Below are 17123 nucleotides of genomic sequence, written 5' to 3' on the forward strand. Positions count from 1 at the left end.
GTTGGTCTTTCCAAAAGTGTGCGGAGCCATGGATGGCGGAGCCCAAGCGTCCCATGGACGGGCTCGAAGCGTCTTTTGGAAAGACCAACCACACCCCTGCTCGGAGCCAGACAAGGTGCAGTAACGATGAAGTTGAATCGATTTTACAGGGACGAGCTTAGCTTTCTCAGGCTCCAGGGCCGGGAATTCGCGGATGCTCATCCGCAGCTGACCCGGTTTCTGTCCGAGCAGAGTACCGATCCGGATGTTGAACGGCTGCTGGAAGGTTTTGCTTTCCTGACCGGAAAGCTCCGGGAAAAGGTCGAGGACGAGTTTCCGGAGATTACCCACTCGCTGCTGAACATGTTGTGGCCCAATTATCTGCGGCCGGTGCCCAGCTGCACCATCATGCGCTTTGATCCGCAGCTGCACGCCATCAGTGAGCGCCAGCGGGTGGACCGACACACCGAGATCAAGAGCCGGCCCCTGGGCGACACCACCCGCCAGACCCAGTGCCGGTTCCGGACCTGCCGGGCTGTGGACGTGTTTCCGGTGAGCGTGGCCGCGGCCCACGCCGAGCACTCACGGGAAGTGTCCTCGGTAACCCTGGACCTGGCGTTACACACCGATCAGCCGCTGTCATCCATGGGCATGGACAGCCTGCGCTTTTACCTGGGCGGTGAGAGCCACATTGCGGAAACCCTGTTTCTCTGGCTCAACCACTATCTGGAGCGGATCGAACTGGTGGTGGGTGAATCGGTCTACCGCCTGCCCGCCTCGCTGTTGCAGCCGGTCGGCTTCGGCGATGACGAAGCCTTGCTGCCGTATCCAAAGAATGCCTACCCAGGCTACCGCATTCTGCAGGAATATCTGAGCTTCCCCGAGGCGTTCCGGTTTGTGGACATTCAGGATCTCGGGCGGCGGCTGCCGGCCGTGCAGGCGGACGAAATCAGCCTGCGTTTTCATTTCAGCCGGATACTGCCGCCGGATGCCAAGGTTCGGGAAGACAATTTCCAGCTGTACTGCACGCCGGCGGTGAACCTCTTTACCCACGAAGGCGAACCGGTGGATCTGAACGGCCGGCAGACCGAGTACCGGATTTCACCGTCCAGCCGGTCGCCGGACCATTTTGAGGTGTTCAGCATCGAGCAGGTGGAAGGCTGGCTGGAAGGCCGGTCCGGGCGTGGTGAGCCCCGCATCTACACCGCCTTCGAGAGTTTCCAGCATGAGGTGGAGCGGGATCGGGGCCGTACGGCGTTGTACTACCGGGTTCGGGCGCGGAACAGTGTTCGCGGCGACGGCTTTGATCATTACATGTCGTTCGTCCGGGGTGACGAGTCCGAGTGCCTGAGCCGGCAGGAAGCGATTTCCCTGACACTAACCTGCACCAACCGGCAGTTGCCAAGTCAGCTGGCGGTGGGCGAAATCTGCATGGCAACCGAGAGCACGCCGGCGTTTGCCACCTTCAGTAATATTACCCGGCCCACCGCCACCCTGAGGCCGACCCTCGACGGCAGCCTGTTGTGGACGCTGATATCGAATCTGTCCCTCAACTATCTGTCCATGCTGGATGTGGATGCCCTGCGCACGGTGCTGCGGGTCTACGACTTCCGGGCACTTGTGGACCGGCAGGCGGAGCGGGTGTCCCGGAAGCGCCTGGCCGGTATCACCGGCATCGAGACAAGCCCGGTGGACCGGATGGTGAAAGGGCTGCCCGTGCGGGGCATCCGCTCGGTGCTGAAGCTGGACCAGCAGGCATTTGCTTCCGAGGGTGATCTTTACCTGTTCGGCACGGTTCTCAGCCAGTTCTTTGCCCTTTACGCCAGTATCAACGCATTTCACCAACTGGAAGTGGTGAATACCGACAATCAGGAACGGTACACATGGACGTTACAGCAAGGTCAGCAGCCGCTGATGTAGCCGGGCTGCAACCCGTTCTGGGCAATGCGCGGCGATACAGCTTTTTCCAGCTGGTGGACCTGATTCACCGGCATCATGGCGATGATCTCGAGCGAAACAGCGACGATCAGCCCCGCCAGGAACGGATCCGGTTTTCCGCCTCCGCGGGTCTCGGCTTTCCCGGCAGCGACGTGGTATCGGCACTGTCCCCGGAGCACGAGCACGGGCCTTATCAGATGGAAGTCAGCTTTCTGGGGCTGCACGGTTCCCAGTCGCCGTTGCCGGGATATTATCTGGAGGATCTGGCCTGGGAGGCGGGCCAGAATCTGGGCATCCGCCGCCATTTTCTCGATTTCTTCAACCATCGCCTGGTCACCCTGTTTCACCGGGCGTGGCGCAAGTACCGCTACTACGTTCGGTTTCAGCCCGGCGCCTCGGACGGTTTTTCGGAACTGATCTTTGCCCTGGTGGGCCTCGGCGACAGCCGGTTGCGGGAGGCCACGCCGGTAAACTGGTCCAGGATGCTGGCGTATTCCGGTCTGATGGCGGGCCGCAGCCGCTCGCCAGAGGTGGTGAGTGGCATCGTGGCCCACTGCTTTGATCTGGATGACGTCAGTATTGAGCAATGGGTCTTGCGCAAGGTGGCCATCGCCAGCGATCAACAGACCCGGCTGGGGCAGGCTAACGCCTGCCTGGGCAACGACACGCTGGTGGGATCGGCCATTCGGGACCGCAGTGGCAAGTTCGTGCTCCGGTTGCGGAACCTCAGCCGGCAACGATTCGCGGATTTCCTGCCCAATGGCCAGGATCATCAGCGCCTGGTCAAACTGGTGGAGTTCGCCACGCGGGAGCAACTGGCCTACGACCTGGAACTCCAGATGCGTCCGAAGGATATCCGCCCCATGCAACTGGGTGAGGATGTGTGCCTGGGCTGGAATTCCTTTGTCACCCCCGACAAGGCCCAGCGCCGGCCGGCGGTCCGGATTCAGATACGCCGGTAGATCCGGCAGGGAAGGCACTCATGGAAGAACAACAGGCCGCGGGCCTGAAACTGACCATCACCAATCCGACCGTTGCCGGCGGTGGCGCGACCATCGAGCACTGTTTCAGCGTTCGCGGCGGCTCCATCGGCACGGCCGCCAGCGATACCTGGCGATTGTCGCCCCAGCGAACGGGCGCAGTTCCGGGCCACGCGGAAATCCGGTTTCTGGATGGTGGCTTCTGCCTGATTGATCGCAGTGGCCGGACCTACATCAACAGCGCCAGTCAGCCCGTGGGGCGGGGCCGCCGGGCACGACTGAAGCATGGCGACAGGATAAGTGTCGGGCGCTACCGGCTTCGTGCCGAGCTGGCCGAGGCCGTCTCGGAGACATTCATTGAGAGCGGTGAGACAGAGCAGACCACTCACCTGGTTGATGTGGGCGAGGGGCAACTGGTCCGGGGGCCGGATCCCATGGGCCTGAACGAGAATCCGGAGCCGTTGCAGAAACTCGCTTCGGTAGCCGTGGCGGCCATGAGTGAGGACCCATTGGCGCCCTGGAATGGACAGCCCGGTGAAGAAGAGCCGGATACCGACGCCCTGATGGCCGGCGAGGCCTCCTGGTATGCCGCGGAAAGGAATGTGTCGGATGAGTACCGGGAAAACCGCGACGTGGCGGTCGGCCTACCCGTTCGCAAAGGAGAGAGAGACAGGATGTCTGAGATTACAAAGACGGGTGATCGCCGGGATGCGTCAGATCAGAGCAGCAAACACATCAGTGGTGCCCCCCTGCTGCGGGGCATGGAAGCCGGGCTGGACTTTGCCGACAGCGACGAGATGCGGCTGTTCCTGGAGGAGGCGGGGCAAACCCTGAAGGCCACCATGGAAGGCCTGCTGGCCCTGCACCAGGGCGAAGACAGCCGGCATCAGGCGCTGAGGACCCGTCTGCAACCCATTGAAGACAATCCACTGCGTCTGGGTGAGGATTATGAGGACACGGTACAGACCCTGTTCGCCAGCCACCGCAGCCCGGTTCACCTGTCGGCGCCGGCGGCGGTGCGGGAGAGCCTGCAGAGCCTGAATCATCACCAGCAGGCCACCCGGGAAGCGATCAGCGAAGCACTGGAAGCCATCCTGCATGCCTTTTCGCCGGAGGCCTTGCTACGCCGTTTTCACGGATACCGTCGTGGCCTGCGGGAGAACGAAGACGAAGGCCACTGGGCCTGGGACATGTACCAGCACTATTACCGTGAACTGAAATCCAGTCGTCAGCAGGGATTCGAGCGCCTGTTCCGGGAGGTGTTCGAACAGGCTTACGACCAACACCTGCGCCAACTACAGAGGGAGAACCCGTTGTGAAGACCTGCAAATGGAGTTTGCTGGCCATCGTATTCGTGCTGGCAGGATGCAGTACCCCCTACAACGCGGTCACCAAAACCGCGAAAGTACTCTGGGACCCGGATATCCCAGTGGGGTACGCGGAAGATCTGCCCAGCCGGGTGGGGCTGACCATGGTCGCCGAGCCGGATGTAAACCCGAATGAATCCCTGGCACCCACCCCCATTGCATTTCAGGTCATTGAGATGCGCGACAGCTCCCTGTTGATGGCCGGAGATTTCGACCAGTTGCTGAGTGATCTTGAGTCGTCACTGGGCCAGAACTATGTGGACCACAGCGACTATTCCCTGGTGCCGGGCCAGTTCAAGTTCATTGAGCCCTTTGAAATCGGCAAGGACACCCGTTTTATCGGTGTGATCGCCTTCTACGCCTATCCGAACCTGTCCCAGTGGAAAAAGGTGGTGAAGGTGGATCCGATCGGAGGCCGCTACAACCTGCTGGTGAACCTTCGGGAGCGGGAAGTTCAACTCAAGCATTCGGATGACACCTGATGGCGGTAACCAATCGAGTCGTCTGGAGTGACGGCCTGTTCATCAAGCCCCAGCACTTCCAGCAACAGCAGCGGTACCTGGAGCACCAGATCAACGAGTGCGCCCTGGCGATCTCCGATTATCTGTACGGCTTCAGTGACCTGGAACTGAACGCGGAGTATCTGAGTTTCGGCCGGGTCGGTCTGGTGCGGGCATCCGGACTGTTTCCCGATGGCACCCGCTTCAGTCTGCCCCAGGACGATGTGATGCCGGAGCCGATGGAAATCACCGATGCCTCCGTGGCCAATCAGATCGTGTACCTGGCCCTGCCACTGGGCAGTGACAGCCTCGCCGAAGTGGAATGGCCGGACGCCCCGGTGGCGGGCCGGTTCCGTGCCGACTCCCTGGAAATCCGGGATCTGCATTCGGTCGACGGTGATGCCCACACCATCAATGTGGGCCGGGTTGCACCCCGCCTGATGCTGGAGCGGGACGATCGCAGTGCCTATGCGGCCCTGGCCATCGGCCGGATTCTTGAGAAGCGCCCGGACGGCAGCCTGGTGATGGACCCGAACTTCATCCCGACCATGCTGAGTGTGCGAGCGGCACCGAGGCTGCAGCGATTTGTCGGGGAAATGGCGGGCCTGATGCGGGAGCGCGCACGCACTATCGCCGAGCGTGTCGGTGCGCCCGGGCAGGGCGGCGTTGCGGATGTGGCGGATTTCATGTTGCTGCAGATGCTGAACCGGGCCCATCCCAGGTTCATGCACCTGGCCCGACTGCGTCAGCTGCATCCGGAGCGACTGTTCGAAGCCCTGCTTGAGCTGTGTGGCGAGCTGGTGACCTTCACCGATGAGGGGCGCCTGCCGAGGGAGTACCCGGCCTATGATCACGATCTGCCGGAAGACTGTTTTACGCCGCTCATGCAGGTACTGCGACAGTCCCTGAGCACGGTGCTGGAACCACGGGCTCTGGCCATCCAGCTCCAGCAGCGCCAGTACGGCCTGACGGTGGCGCCGGTTCAGGATGCCCAGTTGGTCCAGGGCGCGGAATTCATTCTTGCGGTCAAAGCCGACATGCCGCTGGACGATCTGCGCAAGCAGTTCACCCAGCAGTGCAAGGTGGCCTCGGTCGAGAAAATACGGGACCTCATCAGCTTGCAGCTCCCGGGGATTCCGCTCTCTGCGCTACCGGTTGCACCCCGGCAATTGCCGTATCACGCCGGTTTTGTGTACTTCCGGCTGGACGACCAGAGCCAGGCCTGGCAGATGCTCGACAACGCCAGCGGATTCGCGTTCCACGTGGCCGGCAGTTTCCCGGGCATGGAAATGCAGTTCTGGGCAATCAGGAGCTAAACCATGGCAGATGCACAGGTAATGGATTTACCCGATGGCAGCACGCATCCCGGCCGCAGTGCGTTCAGTGATCTGATGTTTGCCGACAGCCAGGGCCCCGCTGAGGGCAACCGTGAAGGCCAGGTCGATGAACAGTTCCAGCTCAGGGGACTGGAACACAACCGCCTGATTGATGCCGCCACGCCATTGCTGGGCCTGGTTATCCGGATACGCAGACTGGTGGATTATCGCGCCGTGGAAACCCTCTATCAGCAGGTGGTGGATGAGATCGCCGCCATTGACCGGGAACTGGTGGAGCAGGGTTACGACCGGCCGGTCGTTGTGGCCTACCGGTACGTTCTCTGCGCCTTCATTGACGAGGCAGTGCTGGGAACCGACTGGGGCGCCCACAGTGTCTGGTCCCAGCATTCCCTGCTGTCCCGTTTCCACAACGAAACCTGGGGCGGGGAAAAGGTCTTTGCCATCCTCGCCCGGATGGAGCAGGAACCGGCCCGCTACCGCGACATGCTGTCGTTTATCTACCTGTGTCTCTGTCTCGGTTTCGAGGGCCGGTACAAGGTGATGGAGAACGGCCGGGATGAATACGACCAGATTGTCCGCGGCCTTCACGAGCAATTGAAAGCGTTGCGGGAGCAGCAGGATCACGCCCCCCTGGCGGATGCCCGCACCAACGTCACGCCAACCCGTAACCGGCTGCGGAGTGGTTTGCCGGTCTGGGGGATCGCCGGTTTGTTTGTGGCCGCGATGGCCGGGATCTACTCCCTGTATAACATGGCATTGAACGAGCGCATCACGGACGTATTGCGCGTATTGGATCAACTACCGAAATAAGGACATCACTGTGATTCGGGTAGAACTGCCGGCGCTGATCGGGCGCCTCAACGAACTGTCACGCCAGGCCCTGGAGGCCTCCGCGGCCCTGTGCATCAGCCGCCAGGGCGCCGAGATTACCCCGGCGCACCTGCTGTTCAAACTGCTGGAAACCCCGTTTTCCGACGTACGCCAGATTCTGGAACACACGGGAATCGATCATCAGCAACTGCGGCCAGTCGTGGGCGACAGCCTGAACGGCGAACCGCAAACCGCCGAGGCCTATCCTTCGTTTTCACCACTGCTGGTGGAACTGATGCAGGACGCATGGCTGCTGGCCTCCACCGAACTGGGCCACAGCGAACTGCGCTCAGGCGCCGTGTTCCTGGCCCTGCTGATGAACGCCGACCGCTACCTGATGCCCCGGGTGGCCCAGGCCCTGGTGGAGATCAATCGTGAGCAGTTGCGCAAGCAGTTTGACCGGCTCACCGAGGGCTCCGCGGAGCATCCGGAACTGAACGTGCAAGAGTCCGGAGAACCGGTGGCGAGTGCTGATCTGGACCCGCTCAAACGCTACGCCACCGACTTCACCAGACTGGCCCGGGAAGAAAAACTGGACCCGGTGGTGTGCCGGGACGCCGAGATCGACCAGATGATCGACATCCTCTGCCGCCGCCGCAAGAACAATCCCATCGTGGTGGGGGACGCCGGTGTGGGTAAAAGCGCCGTGGTGGAAGGCCTTGCCCTTCGCATCGTTAACGGCGATGTACCAGACCGCCTGAAACAGGTGGAGCTCTGGACCCTCGATATGGGAGCGCTGCAGGCCGGTGCTTCGGTGAAAGGGGAATTCGAGAAGCGCCTCAAAGGCGTGATCGAAGCGGTCAAAGGCTCCGCCACCCCGATCATCCTGTTTATCGACGAAGCCCACACCCTGATCGGCGCCGGCAACAGCGAAGGCGGCTCCGATGCCGCCAACCTGCTGAAACCGGCCCTGGCACGGGGCGAGCTGCGGACCATCGCCGCCACCACCTGGCGCGAGTACAAGAAATACTTCGAAAAAGACCCGGCCCTGAGCCGCCGTTTCCAGCCGGTCGCCCTGGACGAACCAACCCCGGGTGAAGCCGTTCACATCCTCCGTGGCCTGCGCAGCGTCTACGAACAGGCCCACAAGGTTCTGGTCGCCGACAGCGCCCTGAAAGCCGCCGCCGAACTATCTGCCCGCTACCTGGCCGGCCGGCAGCTCCCGGACAAAGCCATTGACGTACTGGACACCGCCTGCGCCCGGGTCAGCCTGAACCTCAGCACGCCTCCGCGTCGGTTGAGCCACGTGCGCAGCGAGCTGCACCAACTGGCCATGGAGCAGGGCCTGCTTAACCGCGAACACGCCCTGGGCCAGAGCGTTGATAATGAGCGTGAACAGACACTGGACCAGCGCATCGCCGAGCTGACAGCGGAATCGGAAACCCTGGAACAGAGCTGGAACGACCAACGCGTGCTGGTGGCCCGCCTGGTGGAGATCCGTGAACAACTGCTTACCGGTGAAGAGCCTGAAATACAGGATACTGGAGATCAGCCGGCAAAGGGCGATGAGCAATGCCCGGACCTGAAAAGCGAGGCCGGGGCCATTGAGCAGGAACTGGCCGAACTCCAGGCCGACGAACCTCTGGTGCACGCCCGCGTCGATGCCCGCCAGGTGGCCGAAGTCATCGCCGACTGGACCGGCATCCCGGTCAACCGCATGACCGCCGATGAACTGGAAAAAATCACCCACTTGCCGGCGTACCTCCAGACCCACATCAAAGGTCAGGACACCGCCATCGACTGCCTGCACCAGCATCTGCTCACCGCCCGCGCCGACCTGCGCCGGCCCGGCCGCCCCATGGGCGCGTTCCTGCTGGTTGGCCCCAGCGGCGTCGGCAAAACCGAAACCGTGGTGCAACTGGCCGAACTGCTCTACGGCGGCCGCCAGTTCCTCACCACCATCAACATGTCCGAATACCAGGAAAAGCACACCGTCTCCCGCCTGATCGGCTCACCGCCGGGCTACGTCGGCTTCGGCGAAGGCGGCATCCTCACCGAAGCCATCCGCCAGAAACCCTACTCCGTGGTACTGCTCGACGAAGTCGAAAAAGCCCACCCGGACGTCCTCAACCTGTTCTACCAGGCCTTCGACAAGGGCGAACTGGCCGACGGCGAAGGCCGGCTGATCGACTGCAAAAACGTCGTCTTCTTCCTCACCTCCAACCTCGGCTACCAGACCATCGTCAACCACGCCGAGTCCCCGGCCAGCCTGGAACAGGCCCTCTACTCGGAACTGGCCAACTTCTTCAAACCGGCATTACTGGCCCGAATGGAAGTGGTGCCCTTCCTGCCGCTGGGCGAAGACACCCTCAACCGAATCGTCGGCGACAAACTCCATCGGTTGGCGGACCAGATTAAAGCCCGTTACCACGCCGAAGTGGAACTGGAAGAAGGCCTTATCGAAGCCATCCGAAGCCGGGCGACACGAAGTGAAAACGGCGCAAGGATGCTGGAGTCGATCATAGAGGGTGAGTTGCTACCACCGGTTTCATTGGCGTTGCTTGAGAAACTGGCGGCCAGGGAACCGGTAACAAAGGTGACTCTTGGGGTAGATGAGGACCGATTCGTGGGGACCGTTGTTTGAGGCAACTGGGAGGTAGCGGCCCCTGTGGTTCGGCTTTCCAAATACCCTGCGGAGCCATGGATGGCGGAGCGGAGCTTACAGGGACGTATTCACAGCGTGTTTTGGAAAGCCGAACCACAGGGGCCGCGGTCGGCGAAGACTCAACAAAGGGAACAAGAAGAATGGGACGGATGCAGATGGAACTGCACACCGGCATCGACCTGGCGGTGGCACTGATCCGGCAGGACAACCTGCCGGATCTGCTGAAAACCGCCACAAGACAGCTGGAAAACGCCTTCGGCCTGACCCGCTGCTGGGCACTCGAACTCGACCTCAGCGGCCGAACCCTGCACTGCAGCGACCTCGCCGAACCGGGCGAATTCGATTGTGGCGACTTCAGCCACCCCTTTGCCCACGTACTGCAAACCGGCAAAGCCCGGGAACTGACCCGCGTTGCCAGCTACCGCCTCGACCACACCGGCTTCCAGGCACTGTTCGACGCCAGTGACCGCCCCCGATCCCTCTGGCTCGAGCCCCTGACCGGCAATGACGGCCGAACCCTCGGCATACTCGTGCTCTGCCGGGACGAGCCCGACTGGGACGGTATCACCGGCCAGCCCCTGTATTGTGGCCTCCGGCAACTGCTTATCCATCAATGGATTGCCCAGTTGCAGAGCCGTGACCAGGTCTGGCAGCGCCGCCTGCTCAAACGCTCCCTGGATCATCTGCACGACGCCGAAACCGTCCGCAGCCGCTGCGAACAGCTGGCCCGAACCCTGGTAGGCAACTCCGAAGCCATGACCAGACTCCGGGCCCAGATCGTCCGGGCTGCCAGCAGCCAGTTGTCGGTGCTGGTGCAGGGCGAAACCGGTTGTGGCAAAGACGTGGTTGCCCGCGGTATTCACGAGCTGTCCGACCGGGCCGGAGGCCCCATGGTCGTGGTCAACTGTGCTGCCATCCCGGACACCCTGCTGGAAAGTGAACTCTTCGGCCACACCAAAGGCGCGTTTTCCGGTGCCGATCAGGACAAACAGGGGCTTCTGGCCCAGGCGAATGGCGGCACCCTGTTCCTTGATGAAATCGGCGACATGCCCATGGCCCTTCAATCGAAGCTGCTCCGGGTGCTGGAAAGCCGCCAGTTCCGCCCCCTGGGCGCCCGTGAGGAACAGCGTTCGGACTTCCGCCTGGTGGCGGCCACCCACCAACCGTTGCAGGCAGGAATCGAAGGCGGCAGCTTCCGGCGGGACCTGTTTTACCGTCTTAGCCAGTTTCCGCTGCGGGTAACCCCTTTGCGGGAACGCCCCGACGACCTCGAAGCCCTGAGCCGTCACTTCATCCGGCTATATACCGAGCGTGAGGGTAACGGCCCCATGGGCATTTCCAGCCACGCCCTGCACCTGCTGGCCGGTTACGACTTCCCCGGCAACGTCCGGGAGCTGCGCAACATCATTGAGCTGGCCTGCCTGCAGACGCCGGGCGGGGATGATATCCAGCCGGAAGTTCTCAGGCTCAATGATCTGTTTGAAGAACCCGATAGCTGGAGTACCGCACCTTGGGATGCCGGAGGTGGCGCGTCCGTTGAGGGGCCGGCCCTGGACGAGATCCGGGACCTGAAAGCTGCAGCCCAGGCCTTCGAAGCGACGATTATTCGTGAGCGTCTGCGCCAGTACGGTGGCAACCGCGCCCAGGCGGCGGAAAGCCTCGGGCTGCCAAAGCGGACCCTGGCCCACAAATGTCTGAAGTATCGGGTGACGGATTTATGATGTCCCGGAAAGTGCGTTTTCCCGGTCGCGTTCCGGCGGCGCTGGCGTTGGTTTCCCTGCTGTTTTCCCTGCTGTCGCATGCTTCCGCTGACCAGCTTGAGGATGCCCGGTTTTGTACAGGCGAGCCTCAGCGACTTGAACGGCTGGCCTGCTTTGATGACGTTTTCGGTACGCCGCTGGCGGCACCCGGAGCCGATAGCACGGCCCCGGATGCCCGGCGGTCTGAACGCTGGCGACAGGCCTATGCCGGCCTTGATGAGCAAAACGGTGGCTCCGGTGTGATTTACCGGAATACCGGGCGGGCGGCCGGCCAGCTGGTCACGGTTCCGGCTCTGGGCGTGCAGCCTCCCCGGCCTCTGCTGGCCCTGCAGTGCCACAACAACATCACCGAACTCACCCTGATGCTGCCAGAGGCGCTGGACGAGGAACGGGTGCGTCTGGGATTTGGCGGGGCACAGACAGTCTGGCGGGTGCGGGACAACGGTTTCGTACTCAGCGGTGGCCGGGGGCTGCCGGCCATTCGCACCGTGAAGGCCATGATAGCCAGCACAGAGGTTCGCATCGAATCGCCCAACGGTCGCATCCATGGCCTGCTGTTTGATCTGACGGGATACCGCCAGGCGATCGAACCGTTACGCGAGACCTGTGGCTGGTAAACGCAGGCTGAACACAGAAAGTCAGGATAGAAATATGCAGATCATTGAGCAACATCCCTACGTTGAACTGGTTGTCCCGCCACTGCCCGGTGAGTCGGATGTGGGCGAGGCACTCGGAGACGATGCAGCGCTTGAGTATCTGGAAAACGAGATCATGAAGGTGGGCTCGCTGGCCCATACCGACATCGACTGGAGCAAAGTCGAAAGCGCTGCCCTGACCATTCTCTCGGACCGCAGCAAGGATCTGAAGGTGCTGGGCTTTCTGCTGATTGCCCTGCAACGCGGTGGCGACGGTGAACGGTTTGCCCTGTCCCTGTACCTGTTGCACAGGGTTCTGGACGGATGGTGGGAGCAGGCCTGGCCCTACCCCGGGGACAAGGGCAAGCGGGCCCGCAAGATGATGTTCACCCAGATGCTCCAGCGCGCCGGCAAGGGTGTGGATAGCCTGGCGTTCGATGGCAGTGTTGGCGACGGCCGCGAGTTCTGTCTTGATGTTCTGGCCAGGCTGATGGACCAGGCGGCAAGCCGGGAATTGCCGGAGGAGTCACTGCTGGATCTCAAGCGGGCCGTGGAAAAGCTGCCCAGGGTCAATGATGCCACGGCAGCGCCCGAGACCCGTCCGGTAGCATCGCGGGCCAGCCAGGACTCAGACACTGAGACGCGGGATCCAAAACCCGCACAGGCAACGCCTTCCCTGGGTTCGCTCACCCTGGACCCGGGCGACGAGCGGGCAACCCGGCAGAGTCTTCTGAAAGTTGCCGACATGCTTACCGAAACGGGACCGGACCAACCTCTGGGGTATCAGCTTCGCCGGTACGCTATCTGGCAGAACATCACCACGGTGCCGCCGACACGGGACGGCAAGCGGACCGATCTTGCGGCCGTCAGCGCTGATCGTGTGGCCGATTACCGGGAAGCGCTGGAAAAATCTCCGGACCTGGCGTTGTGGCAGCGGATCGAGCAGAGCCTGTCGGTCAGTCCGTTCTGGCTCGATGGGCACTGGTTAAGTGCCCGGGCGGCAGTTGCTCTCGGCCATGCTGCCTGCGCCGAAGCCATTCGTGTTGCCGCAAAAGACTTTGTCGAGCGGCTTGCCCAGTTGCCGGAGCTTACCTTCAACGACGGCACCCCGTTCCTATCCCCGGAAGCTGAAGAATGGCTCTGGTCCGCGCCGGCCAGCGGCGGTCCTGCCGGCAGCGCCAATGCCTGGGAACAGGCCTATGACAAGGCCCGGGACCTGGTTGCGCAAAAGGGGCTGGCTGCCGCGATGCAGCTTCTGGAAGACGGTCTGGCGGAGGCCAGGGAGCCAAGAGCCCGTTTCTACTGGCGTCTTGCCAGCGCACGATTGATGAAAGACGCGGGCCTGAAATCCCTCGCCGCGCAGCAGGTTCAGGACCTTCAGGCACAGGTCCGCGGGCTGGCTCTCGAGGACTGGGAGCCCGCCCTGATCAGGCAGCTTGAAAAGCTGGGCTGATCCCCGGAACACACCAAGGAATCACAGCAGGAATGGACACCATGTGGAGAAAAGCTTTACTCATCGGTCGCTGGCTTCTGCCATACCTTAAAAACGCAGCCCCGGTCACCCTGACACTGGGCGTTATTGCATTGCTGGTGGCCACCTGGTGGCTGGGACCACGCTGGGAAGTGAATGGCGAATTCCCTCTGGCGGCCTGGCAGATGCGGGCTCTGGTAACCCTGGGCGTTGTGCTTGTTGTCGCCATGGTGTGGGGCATGATACTGGCGCGCCGCCTGCGCAAGGTGAACGTTAAGCAGGCGGAAGAACAGAAGGAGCAGGAAGATCCGGTTCTGCCGATGGAGCGCAAACAACAGCGTTTGCTGGATCGCCAGCTGGCGGCCCTGAAAAGCAATCTCCCGGGCCGCAAAGGCATTTACCGGTTGCCCTGGTATCTGGTGATGGGCCTTGAAGGCGCTGGCAAGACCAGCCTGATTCAGCGCTCCGGGCAGACGTACACGCTCACCAACGTAACCCGAAACAACCGGGTTGATCGCAACCCCTTCGGCTTCGACTGGTGGATCGGCGATGAGGGCGTGCTTATTGATCCGGATGGTAAGCTGCTGAGCCAGAGTCAAGGCGAGGGCGCTGGCGCGGAGATCCAGCAGCGCCTGTGGAATCATTTCATTGCCTGGCTTGAGCGAAATCGCCCACAACGCCCCCTGAACGGGGTGGTGCTGGCGATTGATCTGGCCAGTCTGAGCGTGGCAGATCCCGGCCAGAGGCAGGACCGGGCAATCCTGTTGCGCACGCGTCTTCGGGAACTGATGGAACAGATCGGTTCGCGCCTGCCCGTTTATGTGACCTTTACCAAGATGGACCTGCTCTATGGCTTTGGTCCGCTGGTGCGAACCCTGAGCAAGCAGGACAAGGAGCAGGCCCTTGGCTTTACCTTCAGCCTCGGAGGTCAGCCGGCTAATGACGACTGGCTGAACCAGTTTGGCGACGGATACACAGCCATGGTTGAGCGGCTCACTGATCGCCTGCCGGATGTCCTGGCCAATACCCGGGACGCCGAGGAACGGGCGGCGGCTTACTCCTTTACCCGCCAACTGGCCGGACTGAAGCCGGTACTGGAGCATTTCCTGACCGACCTGTTGTCCGCGGATGTGTTCTCGACGCCGGCGATGGTTCGCGGCACCTATTTTACATCTGTGTTGCAGGAGGGCGTGCCGGAGGATGCGTTTGTATCAGCGGCTGCTGCCAACTACCAGATAGCTGGCCCCATCCAACCTGCCCAGAGGGCGGGGCAGTCAGCCAACCTGTTCACCCGGGCACTGTTTCCGGAGATCATCTATCCGGAGGCCGGCCTTGCCGGTGATAACCGAAGGGTGGTTCAGACCCGGCAACGCAGGCTGGCCGTGGCCGCAGTGGTGGCAGTATTTGCCGGCGCGGGCCTGACCGCCGGCTGGCAGCATTTCTTTATCAGGAATGCGGAGGCTGCCACTGCCGTTGAAACCCGTATCCGGGGGTTCATCGACAACTGGCAACCGGTGGGGCTTGAACCGGACAACACTGGCCGGAACCTGCTTGGCCCGCTGGACGAGCTTCGCGAGGCGACCCTGGCTTTTGGTGATCATCGCCGGAAGTGGCCGCTGCTCAGCGACATGGGTCTTTACCGTGGCCACGAGGTCGGGCCGGAAGTGGAGGCATCCTACCTGGATATGCTGGCTTACCAGTATTTGCCGGCGCTGATGTTTGGTGTGATGGCTGAAATGGGCCGGGCACCGGACAATAGCACTGAGCGCCTGGAGCACCTGCGGGTGCTGCGCATGCTTTACGACGCCAGTGGTCGCCGGGACGATATCGTGACCCGCTACATGCAGGACTACTGGCAGCACGCGTTCCCCGGCCAGAGTGAATTGCAGCAGCGGTTACTGGGTCACCTGGACTATGCCATGGCCCATACCGACCTGGCACAGCTGACCCGCCAGGGCGATGCCGTCGCCGACATGACCCTGGCGCCGTTCCGCAGCAGCGTTCAATGGGCACAACACGAGCTTGGCCGGATTGCCACGCCAGACCGGGTCTACCGGGATCTGGAAGCCGAAGCGGAACGGGAATTCCGGGCTCCGCTGGAACTGGCCCGGGCATCCGGGCCGGCATTCAGCACGGTGTTCACCCGGGTGGATGAGTATGGCGAGCCGGCCGACTCCGGGCCAGTGGTGGATGACGATCCCCTGATCATCCCCGCGTTGCTGACCCGGGCGGGGCTGGAAAAGTGGTTCCTGCGCAAGTCCGGCTCGGTAACGGATCTGGCCCTGGTGGATGCCTGGGTGCTGGGCCGCCGGGACAACGTCGATTTCAGCAAGGCGGACGAAGCCGAACTGCTGGCCAGTTTGCAGACCCTCTATGCAGAGCACTATGCCGAGGCCTGGCGCATGGCACTCAGCCGCATCAATATTCAGCGGTTTGAGGACCTGAACCACGGCGTACGCATTCTTGAGAGCCTGACCAGCGGCCACAAACCCCTGGCAAACCTGCTTGGGCAGGTTCGCCTCAACACGCGCCTTGTTCCCTCGGCTGAAGGGGAGAATGCTGCGGCCCGGGAGCTTCTGGAGCAGTCGCCCCATTTTCGCATGTTGCAGGACATTGAGCGGCAGTTTGCGGACCTCAACCAGTTGACCCGGAACAATGGCGATCAGCCAACCGGGCTCGAACAGGTCATGATGGTGGTCGGTGAGCTGCACGAATACATGCGCAACATCCAGGAAGCGCCAGACAAGGGCAAGGCCGCCCTCGCCGCTGCCCGGGCCCGAATGGGCCTGCAGGGCGCCGATCCGATCTTCACCCTGCAGCGCATGGCCGGCAACCAGCCGGAGCCCCTGAACCGGCTTCTGAGCCGGCTGGCCACGGAAAGCTGGCGGGTGGTTCTGGACCAGGCCGTGGCACAGCTGGAGCGTGAGTGGTACCGCGAGGTATACCAGCCCTTCCAGCAGAACCTGGCACGCCATTATCCGTTCAACCCTGATTCCGGGCGTGATGTCGCGCTGCAGGACTTTGAGCAGTTCTTTGCCCCGGGCGGGGCACTGGACACCTTTTATCAGGACAACCTGAAACTGTTCCTCGAGGATCACCCCGAACAGGTGGGCGATGCCCGGCGTGCCGGACTGGTGCGCCGTGAGGTACTGGCCTCCCTGGAAAACGCAGACCGGATCCGCAGGGCCTACTTCACCGGCGGTGGCGCCCTGGATGTGGAGTTCGCGTTGGAGCCTCTCAATCTCTCATCCAACAAGCGCCGCAGTGTGGTCAACGTGGATGGACAGCTGGTGGAGTTCAGCCACGGCCCGCGCCAGAGTATTCCGCTGGTCTGGCCCAATACCCTCCGGGACTCTGTGGAGAGCCGCATTACCCTGGTTCCGGTCCAGGTCAACCGTTCGCCCCGCAGCCTCTCGGAGAGCGGCCCCTGGGCGCTGTTCCGCCTGCTCGATAAAGCCGACATTACCGGCGTGAGCAGCAGCGCGGTGGATGTCCGGTTCCGGGTCGACGACGGCGAGATGCGCTATCGCCTCCATGCCGCCAGCAACACCAACCCGTTCACACAGCAACTGCTGGCGGGGTACCGTATACCCCGCAGCCTGTATTAGACTATCCAGGCCCAGGTGATGGCAGGATGTTGTCACCGGGCCTCAGGAAAATCCTCACTCTTCAGGGACCGAA

General features: G+C 62.3%; 11 protein-coding genes. All 11 read left to right on the plus strand.

Annotation, left to right across the window (positions count from 1 at the left end; genetic code table 11):
- Nucleotides 1–126: 126 nt before the first annotated feature.
- Nucleotides 127–1899: a type VI secretion system baseplate subunit TssF gene (tssF, locus tag D0851_RS13435; RefSeq protein ID WP_117619091.1), complete on the plus strand. Its 1773-nt coding sequence runs from the start codon at nt 127–129 to the stop codon at nt 1897–1899.
- Nucleotides 1863–2879, plus strand: coding sequence for a type VI secretion system baseplate subunit TssG (tssG, locus tag D0851_RS13440; RefSeq protein WP_117619092.1), 1017 nt, complete (start codon nt 1863–1865; stop codon nt 2877–2879). The genes tssF and tssG overlap by 37 nt, the downstream gene beginning before the upstream one ends.
- Before the next feature lie 20 nt (nt 2880–2899).
- Nucleotides 2900–4216: a type VI secretion system-associated FHA domain protein TagH gene (gene tagH / locus D0851_RS13445; protein ID WP_117619093.1), complete on the plus strand. Its 1317-nt coding sequence runs from the start codon at nt 2900–2902 to the stop codon at nt 4214–4216.
- Nucleotides 4213–4746, plus strand: a complete 534-nt coding sequence (gene tssJ / locus D0851_RS13450) for a type VI secretion system lipoprotein TssJ (RefSeq protein WP_117619094.1) — start codon at nt 4213–4215, stop codon at nt 4744–4746. The genes tagH and tssJ overlap by 4 nt, the downstream gene beginning before the upstream one ends.
- Nucleotides 4746–6080 carry a type VI secretion system baseplate subunit TssK gene (gene tssK, locus D0851_RS13455; RefSeq protein WP_117619095.1) on the plus strand — a complete coding sequence of 445 codons (1335 nt, stop codon included), beginning with the start codon at nt 4746–4748 and terminating at the stop codon, nt 6078–6080. The genes tssJ and tssK overlap by 1 nt, the downstream gene beginning before the upstream one ends.
- A 3-nt stretch (nt 6081–6083) precedes the next feature.
- On the plus strand, nt 6084–6911 hold the full coding sequence (gene icmH / locus D0851_RS13460) for a type IVB secretion system protein IcmH/DotU (RefSeq protein ID WP_117619096.1): 828 nt from the start codon (nt 6084–6086) through the stop codon (nt 6909–6911).
- A 10-nt stretch (nt 6912–6921) separates the two neighbouring features.
- The gene (gene tssH / locus D0851_RS13465) at nt 6922–9555 is read left to right on the plus strand and encodes a type VI secretion system ATPase TssH (RefSeq protein ID WP_117619097.1); all 2634 of its coding nucleotides are present in this window, start codon (nt 6922–6924) and stop codon (nt 9553–9555) included.
- Nucleotides 9556–9725: 170 nt separating this feature from the next.
- The gene (locus D0851_RS13470; RefSeq protein ID WP_117619098.1) at nt 9726–11297 is read left to right on the plus strand and encodes a sigma 54-interacting transcriptional regulator; all 1572 of its coding nucleotides are present in this window, start codon (nt 9726–9728) and stop codon (nt 11295–11297) included.
- A complete protein-coding gene (gene vasI, locus D0851_RS13475) occupies nt 11267–11953 on the plus strand; it encodes a type VI secretion system-associated protein VasI (protein WP_227539304.1) in 687 nt (228 codons plus the stop codon). The genes D0851_RS13470 and vasI overlap by 31 nt, the downstream gene beginning before the upstream one ends.
- Nucleotides 11954–11987: 34 nt before the next feature.
- Entirely contained in the window at nt 11988–13424 is a 1437-nt protein-coding gene (gene tssA, locus D0851_RS13480; RefSeq protein WP_117619100.1) for a type VI secretion system protein TssA, read from the plus strand.
- 32 nt (nt 13425–13456) lie between these two features.
- Nucleotides 13457–17050 (plus strand): type VI secretion system membrane subunit TssM, encoded by a 3594-nt coding sequence (gene tssM, locus D0851_RS13485; RefSeq protein ID WP_117619101.1) that lies wholly within the window; start codon nt 13457–13459, stop codon nt 17048–17050.
- Nucleotides 17051–17123 lie beyond the last annotated feature (73 nt).

It is taken from the genome of Marinobacter sp. Arc7-DN-1 (assembly GCF_003441595.1).
Taxonomy (GTDB): Bacteria; Pseudomonadota; Gammaproteobacteria; order Pseudomonadales; family Oleiphilaceae; genus Marinobacter; species Marinobacter metalliresistant.

What these genes read in the sequence shown, in the direction of transcription:
- tssF (WP_117619091.1), top strand. Translation starts at nt 127, where the DNA reads ATGAAGTTGAATCGATTTTACAGGGACGAGCTTAGCTTTCTCAGGCTC.
- tssG (WP_117619092.1), top strand. Translation starts at nt 1,863, where the DNA reads ATGGACGTTACAGCAAGGTCAGCAGCCGCTGATGTAGCCGGGCTGCAA.
- tagH (WP_117619093.1), top strand. Translation starts at nt 2,900, where the DNA reads ATGGAAGAACAACAGGCCGCGGGCCTGAAACTGACCATCACCAATCCG.
- tssK (WP_117619095.1), top strand. Translation starts at nt 4,746, where the DNA reads ATGGCGGTAACCAATCGAGTCGTCTGGAGTGACGGCCTGTTCATCAAG.
- icmH (WP_117619096.1), top strand. Translation starts at nt 6,084, where the DNA reads ATGGCAGATGCACAGGTAATGGATTTACCCGATGGCAGCACGCATCCC.
- D0851_RS13470 (WP_117619098.1), top strand. Translation starts at nt 9,726, where the DNA reads ATGCAGATGGAACTGCACACCGGCATCGACCTGGCGGTGGCACTGATC.
- vasI (WP_227539304.1), top strand. Translation starts at nt 11,267, where the DNA reads ATGTCTGAAGTATCGGGTGACGGATTTATGATGTCCCGGAAAGTGCGT.
- tssA (WP_117619100.1), top strand. Translation starts at nt 11,988, where the DNA reads ATGCAGATCATTGAGCAACATCCCTACGTTGAACTGGTTGTCCCGCCA.
- tssM (WP_117619101.1), top strand. Translation starts at nt 13,457, where the DNA reads ATGGACACCATGTGGAGAAAAGCTTTACTCATCGGTCGCTGGCTTCTG.